The sequence below is a fragment of the Staphylococcus sp. 231237_7MaSpsaltlick genome (assembly GCF_043107035.1).
The window spans coordinates 86297-103095 of the sequence record NZ_JBICNX010000007.1; the positions used below are offsets into that span (position 1 = coordinate 86297).

Consider the following 16799-nt stretch of genomic DNA (forward strand, 5'->3'; position numbering starts at 1 on the left):
TTATATTTCGTTAGCTTCAATTAATTTTCATTTAATTATGATTGTAACGTTTTTTCACGTTATTCGGCCAAATTATGTATAATAGTTATATAATACTACATGTTAATAAATAAATAAATGAGTATGCCATACTAATAGTAAAATATGGTTTTATTTTATCTTATATATACGGATTTAAGCTATATTATTTTCAAAATCATTAGTAACTCATGCCATTTTACCCTATATAGCTAATACATTCGAAATAATATTCTCAAATTTAGTTGATTCTAGTGACACAGAACTGTTTCTCACTTTTCGTTTGGTGCACTTATATTAAATTAAAAAAATACACCTCCATTCGTAAAAATGAAGATGCATTTTTATTTTAACTAACGTTAGTAATATCTAACCTTTGGCTTAATTATACTGATTACTCATCATATGAAATTAAACTCATAACATCATAATCTCTAATTTTTTCGATTCCATTTAAATATTTAAGTTCAATAATAAATGCAATACCTACCACAATACCACCTAATTGTTCTATAAGTTTAATAGCCGCTTCTATTGTTCCACCTGTCGCAAGTAGGTCATCTGTGATTAATACGCGTTGCCCTGGTTTAATCGCGTCTTTATGCATAGTAAGTACGTTTGTTCCATATTCTAAATCATACTCATAGCGAATAACTTCTCTTGGTAATTTGCCTTCTTTTCTTACTGGTGCAAAACCTATCCCCATTGAATAAGCCACTGGACATCCAATGATGAAACCACGTGCTTCCGGTCCAACGATAATATCAACATCTCTATCTTTAGCATATTCTACGATCTGATCAGTAGCATAACCATATGCTTCACCATTATCCATAATCGTTGTTATATCTTTAAAATTAACGCCTGATTTGGGCCAATCTTCAACCTCAGACACATATTGTTTTAAATCCATGCAAACTTCCTCCTAGTTATCTATCAGCTCTGATTTAATCCATTTTTTTAAGTTACTAAAGTCATCGTATAATAGAACTTTTTCAACTTCTATTCTATCTAATCGACCTTGGTAATATTTACTGGATTCAATCTCTCTCTTTGTGGAAACACTGTTCATCTTAATTATACCATTTTCGTCTTTTATAAACTCTAAATCGAGAAAAACTTTTAAGATAAATTTAAGCATACTCGGTTGTATATTTAAAAACTCACATAATTGCATTCCGTCTTTAGCTAAATTAGTTTCACGTTTAGTTGCTAATGCTTTAAAACATTGTTTGAACTTTTCCATTTTTGGCATACCTTCAAAGTATATTGAACGTTCGTGATTTAAAACTAAATAAATTTGTGAAACGTTTACGGTTTTAAGCGTATCTTTAATTTCTTGAATAGACGTTGGTAAATCACGAAACACATACTTATCATAATGTTGTTGAATCGCTTCGCCATAATAATAATAGTGGTCACCTAATTTTTCATTCTTATTATGAATTAAATATGCGACATCCTTAGTATCCTGTTCGAAATTACTAATATTACGTTTACTTCTATAATCTAAAATTTGTAAATTATTACTAGCCAAATCTTGTATCATAAATTGAGGGGACTGGAAGCCATTCCATTCATTAATTTGTAACGTGCCAATTACATTAATTGGTTGTTGCTCTCCCAATTCCTTAACTAAGTGACCATTTTGCCAAAATATGGCTTGTAACTTACTATCACCCATAACTAATTTTAAATGTTTATTATCTTGGCCAATCGCTTTACTTTGATTAACTATAATATCTTCTAACTCAAAACAGGGACTAGAAAAATCAGTACCGAACGGACGTAATCTTTGTATATCTTGAATATTTTTAATAGTAATATCCGATTCATTAATTTTCACATCAACTTTTCTACGGGGTTCCAATGAAGTTGTACTTGCTAATTGTTCCATCCAATCATTTAAACCATTACGTAACATATCAATATTTTCAATCGGCATAGTAATACCTGCAGCCATGTGATGCCCACCAAATTTTGTTATTAAATCAGTATGTGCATTTAAAATTTCAAACATGGACACTTGTTCAATACTACGTGCAGAACCTTTAGCATGATTTTGCGCTTCATCTACGTTTAAAATTAGAGTTGGTAAGCTATAAGTTTCTACTATTTTGGAAGCGACAATACCTAATACACCTTCATGCCAATCAGGTTGGGCTAAAAGTAAAAATTTCGCTCCTTGATTAACTTGAATTTCCGCTGCTGCTAGCGCTTCTTCAGTAATTCGAGCTACGATATCTTTTCGCTCTTGGTTGAAAAACTCAACTTGTTCAGCAAGAAATTCTGCTTCCTCATCAGAGTCAGTCATCAATAATTCTGCGGCAAGACCAGCGTCTTCAAGCCTACCTACGGCATTTAGTCTCGGCCCTATAATAAAACCAATCGTTTCTTCTGTAATACTATCACTATAACCTGCTTGACTTAGTATAGCTTTTACAGATGGTGGGCAATGATTGTTTAACACTTCTAATCCTTTTTGAACTAAAGCTCTATTTTCATCTGTTAATGATACTAAATCAGCTACTGTTCCAATCGCAACTAGCCCTAAGAAATATGCTGGAGGTTCTTCCAATAGATTTTGCGCCATTTTATATGCGACCCCCGCGCCACATAAATACTTAAACGGATAGTCAAACTTTGGGTGCATAGGGTGAACTATTGCGTATGCATTGGGCATTGTGCGACCAATTTCATGGTGATCAGTTACAATTACATCAACACCTAAATCCTGCACCATTTGAATTTCATCGTGACCTTGTATGCCGTTATCCACTGTGATAATTAATGATATGCCTTCTTCATATGCGTTTTTAAAGGCCATTTCATTAGGTCCATAACCTTCGGAAAAGCGATTCGGTATGTACCAACCTACATGTGCGCCTAATTCTTTCAGCGTATTCACTAAAATCGTTGTAGAGGTAACGCCATCTGCATCATAATCGCCATAGACTAAAATCTTTTGGTTTTGATCTATTGCTAAATTAATTCGTGTTATTGCTTTATCCATATCACTCATTAACATTGGGTCATGCATTACAGGAGTACTGTTAAGGAGATTATGAATTGCGTTTTTCTCTGTTAATCCTTTACTCTCTAGAATTTTTTTTACAATAGGAGTTAGCTTTAAATCCGAAGAATCTGCTTCTGCAATTTTATATTCTGGCAAATTAACATCCCAAGTATATTTTGATTTAATCATACTATTCTCCCTCATTTCCACAAGTCATTATACAAAAGATATACCAAAATAAAAAGTAGTTTCATTTATAGAATCGTTTAAATCGACCATTTGATAGTAAAATAATCATATAACGTTAAAAACAAACTATTTACACATAGACCAATTCATATCTTTTCATAAGTGATTTAAACAAGTAAAGACCACAATTAATGCATTTGCAAAAATTGTGGTCTTTTGAAATTTAATTTTAAATTATACTAAGATTTTTTCGTCATTTGATTTTTTCTCTTTATAAACTACAAGCTTATTGTTATCAGATTTCTTAAGTTGACGTTTCTTCATAATGCCCCATAACGGTACAGCAATAAATACGGAAGAGAATACGCCTGAAATTAGTCCAATTAATAATGCTAATGAGAAATTAAAGATACTTGGAGCGCCAAATAATAATAATGCAATAACCACAATAACTACAGTTAATACCGTGTTTATAGAACGCGTCATTGTCTGACGAATCGATCTATTAACGATATCATCAATTTGAGCATTTGTAGTAATAACTTTTACTTTATGCAAGTTTTCTCTAACTCTATCAAACGTAACAATAGTGTCATTTATTGAATACCCAATAATAGTTAACACAGCTGCTATAAATGTAATATCTACTTCTAATCTAAATAAACTGAACACTGCAACAATCATAAATGCATCATGTAACAATGAAAGAATTGATGAAAGTCCCATACGCCATTCGAATCTAAATGTAATATAGATAATAATACCTATAGCAGCATATAGCAATGCGAGCATAGCATTTTTAGCAAGTTCTTGACCTATTACTGGTGAAACCGTATTAACAGTTGGTTTGTGACCAAATTGATCATCTATCGTATCCTGTATTTTAGATACTTCATCTTTAGATAAATCTTTTTTGAATTGAACCGTAGCTGTTTTACCATTTTCACCTAAGGATACTTGATTAGGTGTGAAATCATTGTTTTCTAATGTATTTTTAACTTTAGTTTCAGTAACTTTATTATCAGATTCAAAGTCAACACGTGTACCACTTGTAAAATCAATACCTAAGTTTAACTTAAAGACAAATAAAATTATTGCACCGACTACGATAATAAGTACACTCAACGCTAACAATGGTTTAGCAAGTTTCATAAAGTCCCAACGTTCATATGGCGTTTTCAAATCATGAATTTCTTTTTTATCGTTGATATCAAATATTTTTTTCTTGCTAACCCCAAATAGCCAAGTTGATTTTTTGAAATAATTAGATGACACAAGTAACGATAACAACCATCTCGATAGGAATACAGCTGTTACAAATATCATTAAAATACCTAATAGTAACATTGTAGCGAAACCTTTAACTGAACTTTCACCAAAGAAGAATAGTACAGCAGCAGCAATAACTGTTGTCAACTGAGCATCTACGATAGTTAAGAAAGAGCTCTTATTCGCTTTTTTATATGCCTGTTTAAGTGTGCGTCCAATCTTAAGTTCATCTTTTATCCGCTCATACATGATTATATTAGCATCGACAGCCATACCAACTCCGAGTACTAAAGCTGCAAGGCCTGGGAGAGTTAATACCCCTGAAATAAAGTTAAACGCTAATAACGTTAAATAAATATATGCTGTTAACGCAATAACAGCCACTAAACCAGGCAAACGATAAAATCCTAACATGAATAGATAAATAATAGCAATACCGATTGCAGCAGCAAATACCGTTTTATCTAAAGCATCTTGGCCAAATTGAGCACCTACAGAATTTGAATATATTTCATTTAAATCAACTGGTAGTGAACCAGAATTTAGTAAATCCGCAATTTGTTTCGCTTCTTCTACGCCTTCTTCACCATTAAAGCCGCCTGAAATTTCAACGCTATCAGAATTTATTGGTTGATCTACTGAAGCTGCAGAAACATATTTAGGATCTTCCTTATTCATTTCTTTATGATAAGTGTCGCCTTTTTCATGGTCTAACCACACAACCATTACATTTTCATCTTTTTTAGAAATTTCTTCAGTTACTTTTTTAAATTTATCACTGTCTTTTAATTTAAATGTAACCGCTGGTTGATTCGTGTTTTGTTTAAATTCTTGTTTTGCAGAACCTTGCTGAATATCTTTACCAGTTAATTTGATATTGTCATCAGCATCACGAATTGTTAAATTTGCTTGAGAAGATAATATCTCACGGGCTTGGGATTGGTTTTTAACACCGGCAAGTTGTACGCGAATTCTATTTTTATCTTCTACTTGTATCTTAGGCTCTGAGACCCCTAATACGTTCACACGATTTTCAAGCGTTTTAGCCGTAGCTTTTACCGCTTTATCGTCTATTTTATCACCTTTTTGTAAAGGATCTACTTGGTATAAGACTTCAAATCCACCTTGCAAATCAAGACCAAGATTAACATCCTTAACTACGCTCTTATACGTGAGTCCCATGCCTGCAAACAGGAGGACTACAAGTAATATAAACGCAACTATTCTATTACTTTTCTTCACTTGAACACCTCATTCTAAGCTTATGTTTTAAGAATACGCTTCTAATATCAATTATTGCAAGTTTTATTAAACTTCATTAAATTATCTGAACGACCTATATATCTTAACATATTACATCCAGTGTAAAAACTAACTCTATTAAATATTAAAAGAAAATTTAATTGCAAGCGTTATAAACATTAGGATTAACAACTTTAGAAGTTTCTACGCTATTAATTAAATAATGTGTAGAATATATTACAAAGTATAACACGAGCTGTATAAATTGGCCTTTAAGTAAATCAAGTTGTGGCATTTATTTTACATATTTAATTAGAATTAAAATAAAAAAACAAACCAAAAGCTAATCATTAGCAATTGGTTTGTTTTTATTTTCGAAATTAATACATTCCCATGTATCAATACGTTATTTGTTACGAAGGATCAACTTGTTTGATAGCAGGTTTTTCTAAAGTGATTTCAGTACCATTACCATTTAAAGTTAATACAACTGTAGTTTCATCAACACTACGTACAGTACCTTTGATACCGCCGATAGTTGTTACACGTTGACCAGATGTAATTTGGCTAATCATTTCACGATGCTCTTTAGCCTTTTTCTGTTGTGGTCTAATTAAAAAGAACCACATTAATACTAATAATAAAATTGGTAATATCAATGAAGTAAATTGCATTATTTTATTTCTCCCTTTTTAAAAGTTTTTTGGGTTTTCAACATTTAGTCCATACTGTTCAAAGAATTCTTCTTTAAAATCAAGAAGTCGATCTTCACGTATTGCTTGTCGGATATTTTCCATTAATTTAAGCAAGAAATGTAAATTATGATAAGTAGTAAGACGGATACCAAAAGTTTCTTCTGCTTTTATTAAATGTCTTATGTATGCTCTACTATAATTTTTACAAGTATAACAATCACAATTCTCGTCAAGTGGCCCTAAATCCTCTGCATACTTAGCATTTTTAATAGTCACACGACCATGAGAAGTCATACAAGTACCATTACGTGCAATACGTGTTGGCAGCACACAGTCAAACATATCCATACCTCTAATACTACATTCTATTAATGCATCTGGTGAACCCACACCCATTAAATAACGCGGTTTATCTTTCGGCATAAATTGTTCCGTATGCTTTACCATATCATACATAACTGGCTTAGGTTCGCCTACAGACAAGCCGCCAATTGCATATCCAGGAAAATCTAAAGCAACCAATTCTTCAGCGCTTTGTTTTCTAAGATCTTTATATTCTCCACCTTGTATAATCCCAAACAAGGCTTGATCTTCAGGTCTCTTATGTGCTTTCAGGCAACGTTCTGCCCATCTAGTTGTTCTTTCAATTGAGTCTTTCACATATTTATATTCAGCAGGCATAGGTGGGCATTCATCAAAAGCCATCATGATATCAGATCCTAAATCATTTTGAATCTCCATAGCTTTTTCAGGACTCAAAAACAATTTCGACCCGTTTGTATGGTGACGGAACTCTACGCCTTTTTCACTAATTTTTCTTAAATTACTTAAGCTAAATACTTGGAAACCACCAGAATCAGTCAGTATCGGACCATTCCAGTTCATAAACTGATGTAATCCCCCACTCTTTCTGATGATATCATTTCCAGGTTGTAACCACAAATGATATGTGTTTCCAAGGATGATTTTCGCTTCCATTTGATTTAGTTCTTCTGGACTCATCGTTTTAACTGTTGCTTTTGTCCCAACGGGCATAAACATTGGTGTTTCAAAAGAGCCGTGAGGTGTGTGCACGATACCTAATCTCGCACCAGATTGTTTACAAGTTTTAATATGCTCATATGTTACTGCTGGCATATAAACGCTCCTTTCATTCCCTAAATAATTAACATTGCATCTCCGAAGCTAAAAAATCTATATTCTGACAAAACTGCTTGATTATAAGCATTTAAAATATTATCTCTCGAACTAAACGCCGAAACTAACATTACAAGTGTAGATTTTGGCAAATGGAAATTAGTAATCAGTCCGTCAATAGCTTTAAAAGTAAACCCTGGGAAGATAAATATATCCGTCCAACCACTTTGAGCTACAAATTCTTCATTTGATTGCATAATTGTTTCTAATGTTCTTGTAGATGTCGTACCAACCGATATAATACGATGCTCTTTTTCTTTTGTTTCATTTAATAGTGCGGCAGTTTCTTGATCCATTTGATAGTACTCGCTATGCATTTCATGGTCATCTATATTGTCCACGCTAACTGGTCTAAATGTGCCTAGTCCAACATGTAATGTGATGAAAGCAATATTAATACCTTTATTTCTAATACGGGCTAATAATTCGTCTGTAAAATGGAGCCCCGCTGTTGGTGCTGCTGCAGAACCTGATGCTTTTGCGTATACAGTTTGATAGCGGTCCTGATCGTCTAAACGTTCCTTAATATAAGGGGGTAAAGGCATTTCACCTAATTCATCTAAGCGCTCTTGTAAGATGCCGTCATAATGCAGTCTCATAATACGACCGCCTTGATCAAGCTCTTTTATGCACTCAGCTACGATTTTGCCTTCACCGAATGTTAATCTATTACCTACTTTAATCCTTTTTGCAGGTTTCAGTAACACTTCCCAATCATTACCCTCGATTTGAGTAAGCATCAACATTTCTACTTTGGCACCAGTTTCTTCTTTTAAACCAAATAACCTTGCAGGCATTACTCTCGTATCATTTAATACAAGCGTATCACCGCTTTCTAAATAATCAATAACATCTTTAAAGTGTTGGTGTTCAATATTACCAGATTGTCTGCCAAGAATTAGCAATCTACTTTCATCTCTGTTTTTCAGAGGCGTTTGTGCAATTAATGAGTCAGGCAAATGATAATCAAATGCTTCAATATCCAAACTTATTCCCTCTTTCCATTCGTCTTACTAAAATGCTCAAATGCATATGGTGTTGCTTTACGACCTCGGGGTGTGCGTTCGATAAATCCTTTCTGAATTAAAAAAGGTTCGTACACATCTTCGATGGTAACTCGTTCTTCGCCAATCGAAACAGCAATTGTATCTAGCCCAACAGGACCACCTTTATATTGCTCTAAAATGCAATTCATCATTTTATGATCTATATAGTCTAGTCCTTCATCATCAACTTGTAACAATCGCAAGGATGCTTTTGTGGTTTCAATACAGATTACTTCGTCATCATTGACTTGTTGAAAATCACGAACGCGTTTTAATAATCTATTGGCCACCCTAGGTGTGCCTCGACTACGTTTTGCTAACTCTATAGCACTTTCTTCATCAATTGAAGTACCAAGTACTTCTGCAGTACGCACAATAATTTCTTTTAATTCATGTTCTTTATAATATTCTAATCTCAGGTGTACACCAAACCTATCTCTCAACGGCGCCGTCAAACTACCGGCGCGTGTGGTCGCACCAATTAATGTAAATGGCGGTAAGTCTATACGTATACTACGCGCTTCTTCACCTTTGCCAATAACAATATCTAGAAAGAAATCTTCCATTGCTGGATACAGAACTTCTTCTACTACACTGCTTAGTCTATGAATTTCATCTATAAATAAAACATCACCAGGTTGCAAGCTAGACAGAATTGCAGCTAAATCTCCTGGTCTTTCTATAGAAGGACCGGAAATTGTTCTAATATTGACATCCATTTCATTTGCAATAATGTTAGACAATGTCGTTTTACCTAATCCAGGGGGCCCGAACAATAGCACATGGTCTAATGGTTCTTGTCTAATCTTAGCTGCTTTTATAAACACCTCTAAATTCGATTTAATCGTTGATTGACCTATGTACTGACGTAATTTAGTCGGTCGCAATGAAAACTCAAATGAAGATTCTTCATCATGCATAGACTGATCTACCATTCTATCGTCCATTGTTTACACCCCTTTTAAATATTATTTATAATTATGAAATCAATAATTGTAAACCTTTTTTAACTGCATCATCTACAGATTCGAAAGTCTCTTTTGCTAATGCTTTTTCCACTTTTGTTAACTCTCGTTTTGAGTATCCTAATGCTTCCAATGCTAAGAGCGCTTCTTTAATAATCGGTGTATTATCACTGAGTGATGCTTCAACATTTAATATTTGACTACTATCTACTTCATTTATTTGAACTTTCCCTTTAAGATCTAATACGATTTGACGTGCTGTTTTTTTACCAATACCAGGGAATTTTGTTAAATAAGAATCGTTTTCGTTCTCTATCGCTATCTTAACCTCATTAGGCGAACTACTCGCTAATATAGCTAACGCAGATTTTGGACCGATGCCCGTTACTTTAATTAAGCTTAAAAACATATCTTTTTCTTCTTGGTTTATAAATCCATAAAGAAGTTGAGCATCTTCTCTAACTATTAATGACGTATGAATGACAACCTCTTGATCCATAAACTTTTGAAAACGGTAAGAATTGGGTGTTTGAATTTCATATCCTACACCAGAAGCTTCCACAACTACATGTGTAGGATTCAAAACTGCTAATGTCCCTTTAATATATGCATACATAGTTACACTTCCTTATATAGTCATACTAATTAATTCTACTTTAGAAACGTGATCAATAACTCGCAACGCTTCCATAACATCATCAATTTCTAAATTTGTGCCTTTAGCATCTAATGAAAGTGTAATCGTCGCTCTACTTTCCATTGGTATACTTTGATGAATTGTTAATACTGACAAACTTAAACTTGATAAAGTATTTAAAACTTCTGCCAACATTCCTACGATATCATTCACATATAATATTAATGTGAATTCACGTGTAGATTCCATTTTTTCATCAATAGGAAATATTGTATCTCTATATTTGTAAAACGCACTTCTTGATAAATCGAATTGTTTAACTGCTTCAAATATGGACAATGACGGATCATTTTTCAAAACTTCTTTAATTTTTAAGGTTTTTACAACAGATTCCGGTAATACATCCTCGCGAATTAAGTAAAACTTTTTATAATCTTTTTTGTCCATTTTCAAGCACTCCTATTCAACGAATTCAAATTCTCCACCAAGGATTCTAACAATATCTCCATTTTTACATCCACGTGCTCTCAACGCTTCGTCAATACCCATAGAACGCATTTGACGTGCAAATCGACGTACTGCAGGATCACTGTTAAAGTCTGTCATTTTAAACATTCTTTCGATTGCTTTACCGCTTACAACGTACGCAGCATCGTCATCACGTGTAATTGTGAATTTATCTTGACTAGGTGTATGTTTGTAAATCACTCTATTGACACCTAAATCTTCTTCTTCATCTTTACTGAAGTCAATGTCTTTTACTTCTTCTAATTTGTCTGCTATAGCATAAAGCAGTTCATCAATATGGTCATGCATAAATGTGGAAAGTGGGATAATGTGCAGAGAATCATCATTCAAAGCTTCTTTAAATGCTTCTAAATTCTCTTCTGCATTAGGCATATCCATTTTATTAGCAACCACAATTTGAGGTCGCTCCTCTAAACGATGTTCGTAGGCATTTAATTCTTCATTGATAACCTTGTAGTCTTCATAAGGATCACGACCTTCAGAGCCACTCATATCTACCATATGAACAATTACTTTTGTGCGTTCAACGTGTTTTAAAAATTGGTGACCTAATCCAACACCTTCAGACGCACCTTCTATCAATCCTGGTAAGTCTGCCATTACAAAACTTCTTTGGTCTTTCGTAGAAACAACACCAAGGTTAGGTTTTATTGTTGTAAAATGATATGCGCCTATCTTAGGTTTAGCTTTAGATACAATAGATAATAAAGTAGATTTACCTACACTAGGGAAGCCAACTAAACCAACATCAGCTAGTAATTTTAATTCTAAAGTAACATCAATTTCTTCACCCGGTTCACCATTTTCACTGAAATCTGGTGCTGGGTTTCTAGGAGATGCGAAACGAGAATTACCACGACCGCCTCGACCACCTTTAGCCACTACTGCACGTTGACCATTTTCAACTAAATCAGCTAAAACCTCTTCCGTTTCAACATTTTTAATAATCGTGCCAGGTGGCACCTTTAGTACGAGTTCCTCAGCATTTTTACCATGCATATTACTACTTTGACCGGCGTCGCCTCTTTTAGCCTTGAAATGTGTTTGGTATCTAAAATCTAATAACGTTCTCAAACCTTCATCTACTTCAAATATAATAGATGCACCGTCGCCACCGTCACCACCTGCCGGGCCACCGAATGGAACATATTTCTCTCTGCGGTATGCTGTTATACCATTACCACCATCACCTGCTTTAAGTGATATTTTAACTTGATCGACAAACATGATTTCACCTCTTTTTCTTAAAATTTATTTTTCTTATTATTCTATACATTATATCATTATCTCATTAACTAGAAAATAAAGACAAAAAATAAACACCAGAAGTGATCACTTCTGGTGTTAACGATGACAAATTACTCAGCTGCTGCGTATACAGAAACTTGTTTTTTGTCGCGACCTTTGCGTTCAAATTTAACAACGCCGTCGATTTTAGCGAATAATGTATCGTCGCCACCACGACCTACATTTTCACCAGGATAAATTTTAGTACCACGTTGGCGGAATAAGATTGATCCACCTGTAACGTGTTGACCATCAGCACGTTTAGCTCCTAAACGTTTAGAAACTGAGTCACGTCCGTTTTTTGTAGAACCAAGTCCTTTTTTAGATGAGAAGAACTGTAAATTTAATTTTAACATTATGATTGCACCTCACTTATAGTTTAATCTGATATTTTCTTTATATTCTTCTTCAATTGTTTGCAATGAAACTAACATTGCCTGAAGAATTAATTGCGCTTGTTCATTAGAAGTATCAACACTTCTAACATGGAAATGTCCACCGTCATCATTGTAATCGATATCGGGCTTCTCAGTTGTTAAACCCATTATAGCATTAACACTTCCAAAAAGCACTGCGGATGCACCTGCACAAACTATATCATGTCCATACTCGCCATGTTCTGCATGGCCATCCATGATAACATCAGTGATTTGACCGACATCGTTCAATGTAACATCAACAGTAATCATAATTATGCGTTGATTTTGTCGATAGTTAATTTAGTGTAAGGTTGACGATGACCTTTTTTACGTTTTGAGTCTTTACGACGTTTATATGTGAATACAGTGATTTTCTTACCGCGACCTTGTTTTTTAACAGTAGCAGTAACTGAAGCACCTTCAACTGTTGGCGCACCAACTTTAACTGCGTCTCCACCTACGAATAATACTTTGTCAAATGTGAAAGAATCACCTTCGTTAACATCTAATTTCTCAACAAAGATTTCTTGTCCTTCTTCTACTTTAACTTGTTTTCCACCTGTTTCAATAATAGCAAACATACTTTGCACCTCCTATAATTTAAGTCACGCCAAATTTAGGTGACATACATGTTCTTTAACCTAAATCCGAGCGGTTGTATGTAGCTAAAAACTACTCAACTACTGCATTTTAGCATTAGGGTTTCTTACTGTCAATCTTCAATTGTACTTTTCTAAAGAATTTAATAATAATTGGATAGAAAATAATGAGTAATATAAAATTAAGCCCTAATGTAGGTATTAATCTATAAAGTACAAATTCAAATAAATTAAATGCTATTAATCCTAGTATGCTATAAATAATAGCTACATAGATTTCTAGGAATATTGTACTTAATAAAACCACAAGGAACAACATCGTATAGTCTCTATAAAATGTTTTAAAGAAAAAGTCTTGAATTACAACGAACAATATATAACCAAATAAATACAACCCATAAAAACTACCAAAATATAAATCAGTAATTAGGCCTAACACAGTAGATAAAATAATAGCTACACCAAAACTTCTATAAACACATATTATTAGTAAATACATTAGAGTCAGGTGTGGGACAAATATAATATCTTTCGTGCCAATTTGCATTGGTATAATTAACCCTATTGCAGTATCAATATAAAATAATACAATACCGATAAGAAAGTAGTATAATGCACGCATTAATTATCACCACTTTCATTATCCGGTATTGTCTTAGGGTCTCTTTTAGCTACATATACATGATTTAAATCTGATAAATTCGCTGCTGTTTTCACTCTTACTTCTTTTGATAAGCCGTATTCATCATTTTCTACTTTTGAAACTTCACCTATGTAAATGCTACTTGGTAATTGATCAGCTAAACCACTTGTAACAACTTTATCTCCTTTTTTCACACTATCCTTGTTATTAATATCAGTAATAATTAATTCTTCGTTTTTAGAATCATAATGATCGATTAATCCAAAAACATTTTTATCATCATGTTGGATATTAACTGATAAACGATTAGCGCGTGTGTTTGTTGAAATCAAATCTACTTGTGATGAAAATTGATTTACTTTAGAGATTCGACCTACTAGACCTTCTGAAGTCATCACGGCCATATTATTTTCTATTCCATCTTTAGCACCTTGATTAATAACTAATGTATTCATCCATTGGTCTGGATTTCTAGATAACACCGTACTAGAAATTGGTTCGAATTTAGATATGTCTTCTATATCCAGTTCTTTTTTATACTTTTTATTCTCTGATTTCAGTCTTTCGTTTTCAGCTTCTAATTGCTTAACCTTACTGTTTTGTTCTTTCGAACTATCTTTCGCAAAAAGGTTATTGATTGAACCTGTTACGAAATGAACAGGATAACTAACCGCCCTTTGACCGAATGCAACTGAATCTCCTACGTATTGTTCTACTGGTGATTGTGATTGCGAACGTAAAGATACACCAATTAAGGCAATAAACACAATGATTGCACATAAAATAACAATCAACTTGTTGTTTTTAAAAAACTTTGACAACCTAAACACCTCTATTACCCGACTATTTTACTACTTTATATCATTTTATATTACTCGTAGATTGAAATAAAGTGGTAACCTTATTATTCGCAAATAAAATTCTAAACCCCTATTTAATATAAAGAACGCTAGAAAAATCATGCTAAAATTCTACTTTAAAACATAAAATGTAATGTTAATTTGTATTATAACAAGTTTCAAACCAAATAGTGCATTAAAGTCTCGTTTTTTCAAAAATTTTAAATTCAAAAATATATATTAGCTAAATTTGTTATCCACTAAAAGAACAAACTCCAAAATAAGATCATTAAATAGCTATTTACTATATCGTAAATATTATATTGCCGTAACATTCGCTTTCTTAATTTTTTGTTCTGAATACAAACTATGAATGGCTTTATTTAGTATCAACTTTTTGTATATTATCATTTTGTACACAACTAAAAAAACATTTTAGGATGATATGATGTAGCGCCACGATGATGTTTGAATTATTCATCGAATTCATTTTCAAGGATTGTTTCAACGATTTTATTAACATGTCGTGACATATCACTTGTGGGGATAAGAACTGAAGTTTCCATTGGTAGTGTAAGTTGAGTCATATTATAATCTTTATATATAAGGCACCTCGTTAATTTAATTTAGTAGTCTTTATTAAATTATACGTAAGGGTCTTATTTTCCAAAAGTATTTTGGCGAGACCCTTGAGGAACAAGCCAAAAAGAAGCACTCAGATGATTTAATTCAATTCATCTGAGTGCTATTCTTCTGGGATTTGTCTCCCAGTCTCTTTCGATATAATTTTTATAATAAATAGAATAGAACTTACGCTATCTACCATTACAATTTTTAAATTGAGACTTTTAAATATAAAGTGGTCACACATCACTAAGGAGCCAGGCTTACAGTTTCAATTAATTAAAAATCATGTATTAGAAACTTCTTAACACCCATTTAGTACCAGTGAAAATATAGCTATTTTTCTTCTTCGTCACTTGTTTCACTAGATTTTTCAGCTTCTTTTTCAGCCTCTTTTTCGTCTTCTTTATATAAAGTTTCTTCTTTACGCCAACGTGCGAATAAATTTTGTGCTTTTGCTTGTTCATCTACTTTTTTATCTTTAGACTGTTCACTCATAATTAGACACCAACCTTTTACGTTTTTACTTATATAAGGCTAACGCATTTTAGCTGAGAATTCAAACCACTTACTCGTAATTAGATGGTGGTTGCAATTCGATATGTTCCCCAAGTTGATTAAGGTCTTGTTCCATCTCTATTTCTGTTTTATAAACACGAATAGAGTCTGAGCCAAATTTATAAATAATAAATTCATCACCACGTTGACCTGCTAAATATTTATCACTATACCCCATTCTACCAATACCTGATACAGACATAAATTCTTTCTTATCTATCCAATCAAATACATTCTTAGCCTGACTACGAGGCACATTTTTTAATATATCATTATCTTCTACAGAATAACGTTGACCGCCTGTTAAATCACCTTCTGTTTGCATGTTGCTAGTAGGTGGCTCGTTATTATGCACTGGGTTCCATTGTTGGTCTTTTAAAAACGGCGCATATTTCAATGCGAAGAAAACAATGACTATAATGGCTATAATAGCTATAAAATTTTTAATAATACTAAAAATAAACCGCATGAACCACCCTCCTATAATTCACTCTATATTATAAAATCAATTAATTTAAATATCATCAGTCTGTAGTAGTATTCAAAAGTTAACCATAGACTGATGCATACGTGCTTTATTCATAGTACAATTATGTACAAAGGGAGTGAAATATAATTATGAGTATTATATCTATAATCCTACTTGCCCTCTTAGTTATATTATTATTTAGAGTAGGTTTATCAATTTTAAGATTTTTAATATACGTTGGAATTATCGTACTTTGTATATATCTAGGTTATCAAGGTATTCTTTGGATAATGGAGAACTTTAATAGTTACTTTAGTTTTATATAAATCAGAGTATAAAGAACACAATCTATGCATGTTATCACAGGTATAAATCATTCCAGTAGCTGATAAGATTCTTACTTAAATATACATTTTTATTTTTTGTAAGGAGTTTACCTGCTTTTATGACGGAGAAAGAAGTCAAAAGTTAGATTTGACTTCTTTCTCCGTTCTTTTTGATCTCGTTGTGCTCACACATAATTTTACTATAACCATAATATACAAATTAATGCTTCCCA

General features: G+C 33.0%; 18 protein-coding genes and 1 other annotated feature. Of the genes, 1 reads left to right on the forward strand and 17 read right to left on the reverse strand.

Annotated features, from left to right (window positions below; all coding sequences use genetic code 11):
- Nucleotides 1-412 precede the first annotated feature (412 nt).
- The 17 genes from ACF91D_RS14910 to ACF91D_RS14990 form a co-directional block, all read right to left on the reverse strand.
- Nucleotides 413-931: an adenine phosphoribosyltransferase gene (locus ACF91D_RS14910; RefSeq protein WP_039068307.1), complete on the reverse strand. Its 519-nt coding sequence runs from the start codon at nucleotides 929-931 to the stop codon at nucleotides 413-415.
- 12 nt (nucleotides 932-943) lie between these two features.
- On the reverse strand, nucleotides 944-3223 hold the full coding sequence (recJ, locus tag ACF91D_RS14915; protein ID WP_107549611.1) for a single-stranded-DNA-specific exonuclease RecJ: 2280 nt from the start codon (nucleotides 3221-3223) through the stop codon (nucleotides 944-946).
- Between the two features lie 234 nt (nucleotides 3224-3457).
- Entirely contained in the window at nucleotides 3458-5734 is a 2277-nt protein-coding gene (gene secDF / locus ACF91D_RS14920) for a protein translocase subunit SecDF (protein ID WP_069792187.1), read from the reverse strand.
- A 413-nt stretch (nucleotides 5735-6147) separates the two neighbouring features.
- Nucleotides 6148-6408, reverse strand: coding sequence for a preprotein translocase subunit YajC (gene yajC, locus ACF91D_RS14925; protein WP_039068310.1), 261 nt, complete (start codon nucleotides 6406-6408; stop codon nucleotides 6148-6150).
- 18 nt (nucleotides 6409-6426) lie between these two features.
- The gene (gene tgt / locus ACF91D_RS14930; RefSeq protein ID WP_039068311.1) at nucleotides 6427-7566 is read right to left on the reverse strand and encodes a tRNA guanosine(34) transglycosylase Tgt; all 1140 of its coding nucleotides are present in this window, start codon (nucleotides 7564-7566) and stop codon (nucleotides 6427-6429) included.
- Nucleotides 7567-7586: 20 nt separating this feature from the next.
- The gene (queA, locus tag ACF91D_RS14935) at nucleotides 7587-8612 is read right to left on the reverse strand and encodes a tRNA preQ1(34) S-adenosylmethionine ribosyltransferase-isomerase QueA (protein WP_039068312.1); all 1026 of its coding nucleotides are present in this window, start codon (nucleotides 8610-8612) and stop codon (nucleotides 7587-7589) included.
- A gap of 2 nt (nucleotides 8613-8614) precedes the next feature.
- Nucleotides 8615-9619: a Holliday junction branch migration DNA helicase RuvB gene (gene ruvB / locus ACF91D_RS14940; protein WP_039068313.1), complete on the reverse strand. Its 1005-nt coding sequence runs from the start codon at nucleotides 9617-9619 to the stop codon at nucleotides 8615-8617.
- 31 nt (nucleotides 9620-9650) lie between these two features.
- Nucleotides 9651-10253: a Holliday junction branch migration protein RuvA gene (ruvA, locus tag ACF91D_RS14945; RefSeq protein ID WP_039068314.1), complete on the reverse strand. Its 603-nt coding sequence runs from the start codon at nucleotides 10251-10253 to the stop codon at nucleotides 9651-9653.
- Between the two features lie 12 nt (nucleotides 10254-10265).
- Nucleotides 10266-10721: an ACT domain-containing protein gene (locus ACF91D_RS14950; RefSeq protein WP_017724673.1), complete on the reverse strand. Its 456-nt coding sequence runs from the start codon at nucleotides 10719-10721 to the stop codon at nucleotides 10266-10268.
- Nucleotides 10722-10733: 12 nt separating this feature from the next.
- The gene (gene obgE, locus ACF91D_RS14955; protein WP_039068315.1) at nucleotides 10734-12029 is read right to left on the reverse strand and encodes a GTPase ObgE; all 1296 of its coding nucleotides are present in this window, start codon (nucleotides 12027-12029) and stop codon (nucleotides 10734-10736) included.
- Nucleotides 12030-12160: 131 nt separating this feature from the next.
- Nucleotides 12161-12445 (reverse strand): 50S ribosomal protein L27, encoded by a 285-nt coding sequence (rpmA, locus tag ACF91D_RS14960; protein WP_017724675.1) that lies wholly within the window; start codon nucleotides 12443-12445, stop codon nucleotides 12161-12163.
- A 12-nt stretch (nucleotides 12446-12457) separates the two neighbouring features.
- Complete coding sequence (locus ACF91D_RS14965) at nucleotides 12458-12778, reverse strand: ribosomal-processing cysteine protease Prp (RefSeq protein WP_039068316.1); 321 nt, start codon at nucleotides 12776-12778, stop codon at nucleotides 12458-12460.
- Between the two features lie 2 nt (nucleotides 12779-12780).
- A complete protein-coding gene (rplU, locus tag ACF91D_RS14970; RefSeq protein WP_017724677.1) occupies nucleotides 12781-13089 on the reverse strand; it encodes a 50S ribosomal protein L21 in 309 nt (102 codons plus the stop codon).
- Nucleotides 13090-13101: 12 nt separating this feature from the next.
- Nucleotides 13102-13175: a sequence feature (ribosomal protein L21 leader region), on the reverse strand.
- Between the two features lie 29 nt (nucleotides 13176-13204).
- Nucleotides 13205-13729, reverse strand: a complete 525-nt coding sequence (gene mreD, locus ACF91D_RS14975) for a rod shape-determining protein MreD (protein ID WP_327620570.1) — start codon at nucleotides 13727-13729, stop codon at nucleotides 13205-13207.
- Nucleotides 13729-14571, reverse strand: coding sequence for a rod shape-determining protein MreC (gene mreC, locus ACF91D_RS14980; RefSeq protein ID WP_039068318.1), 843 nt, complete (start codon nucleotides 14569-14571; stop codon nucleotides 13729-13731). Before mreC ends, mreD begins: the two co-directional genes overlap by 1 nt.
- Before the next feature lie 978 nt (nucleotides 14572-15549).
- Nucleotides 15550-15711: a hypothetical protein gene (locus tag ACF91D_RS14985; protein ID WP_172643883.1), complete on the reverse strand. Its 162-nt coding sequence runs from the start codon at nucleotides 15709-15711 to the stop codon at nucleotides 15550-15552.
- 70 nt (nucleotides 15712-15781) lie between these two features.
- Complete coding sequence (locus ACF91D_RS14990; protein WP_039068319.1) at nucleotides 15782-16240, reverse strand: DUF4930 family protein; 459 nt, start codon at nucleotides 16238-16240, stop codon at nucleotides 15782-15784.
- A 149-nt stretch (nucleotides 16241-16389) separates the two neighbouring features.
- On the opposite strand from ACF91D_RS14990, the gene ACF91D_RS14995 reads away from it, so the two are divergent.
- Nucleotides 16390-16566, forward strand: coding sequence for a hypothetical protein (locus ACF91D_RS14995; RefSeq protein ID WP_101049511.1), 177 nt, complete (start codon nucleotides 16390-16392; stop codon nucleotides 16564-16566).
- Nucleotides 16567-16799: the final 233 nt, after the last annotated feature.

Bases quoted from the DNA above. Each gene is read 5' to 3' on its own strand.
- ACF91D_RS14990 (WP_039068319.1), bottom strand. From the start codon at position 16,240: ATGCGGTTTATTTTTAGTATTATTAAAAATTTTATAGCTATTATAGCC.
- ruvB (WP_039068313.1), bottom strand. From the start codon at position 9,619: ATGGACGATAGAATGGTAGATCAGTCTATGCATGATGAAGAATCTTCA.
- recJ (WP_107549611.1), bottom strand. From the start codon at position 3,223: ATGATTAAATCAAAATATACTTGGGATGTTAATTTGCCAGAATATAAA.
- ACF91D_RS14995 (WP_101049511.1), top strand. From the start codon at position 16,390: ATGAGTATTATATCTATAATCCTACTTGCCCTCTTAGTTATATTATTA.
- ACF91D_RS14965 (WP_039068316.1), bottom strand. From the start codon at position 12,778: ATGATTACTGTTGATGTTACATTGAACGATGTCGGTCAAATCACTGAT.
- tgt (WP_039068311.1), bottom strand. From the start codon at position 7,566: ATGCCAGCAGTAACATATGAGCATATTAAAACTTGTAAACAATCTGGT.
- ACF91D_RS14985 (WP_172643883.1), bottom strand. From the start codon at position 15,711: ATGAGTGAACAGTCTAAAGATAAAAAAGTAGATGAACAAGCAAAAGCA.
- mreD (WP_327620570.1), bottom strand. From the start codon at position 13,729: ATGCGTGCATTATACTACTTTCTTATCGGTATTGTATTATTTTATATT.
- yajC (WP_039068310.1), bottom strand. From the start codon at position 6,408: ATGCAATTTACTTCATTGATATTACCAATTTTATTATTAGTATTAATG.
- ruvA (WP_039068314.1), bottom strand. From the start codon at position 10,253: ATGTATGCATATATTAAAGGGACATTAGCAGTTTTGAATCCTACACAT.
- ACF91D_RS14950 (WP_017724673.1), bottom strand. From the start codon at position 10,721: ATGGACAAAAAAGATTATAAAAAGTTTTACTTAATTCGCGAGGATGTA.
- ACF91D_RS14910 (WP_039068307.1), bottom strand. From the start codon at position 931: ATGGATTTAAAACAATATGTGTCTGAGGTTGAAGATTGGCCCAAATCA.
- rplU (WP_017724677.1), bottom strand. From the start codon at position 13,089: ATGTTTGCTATTATTGAAACAGGTGGAAAACAAGTTAAAGTAGAAGAA.
- rpmA (WP_017724675.1), bottom strand. From the start codon at position 12,445: ATGTTAAAATTAAATTTACAGTTCTTCTCATCTAAAAAAGGACTTGGT.
- obgE (WP_039068315.1), bottom strand. From the start codon at position 12,029: ATGTTTGTCGATCAAGTTAAAATATCACTTAAAGCAGGTGATGGTGGT.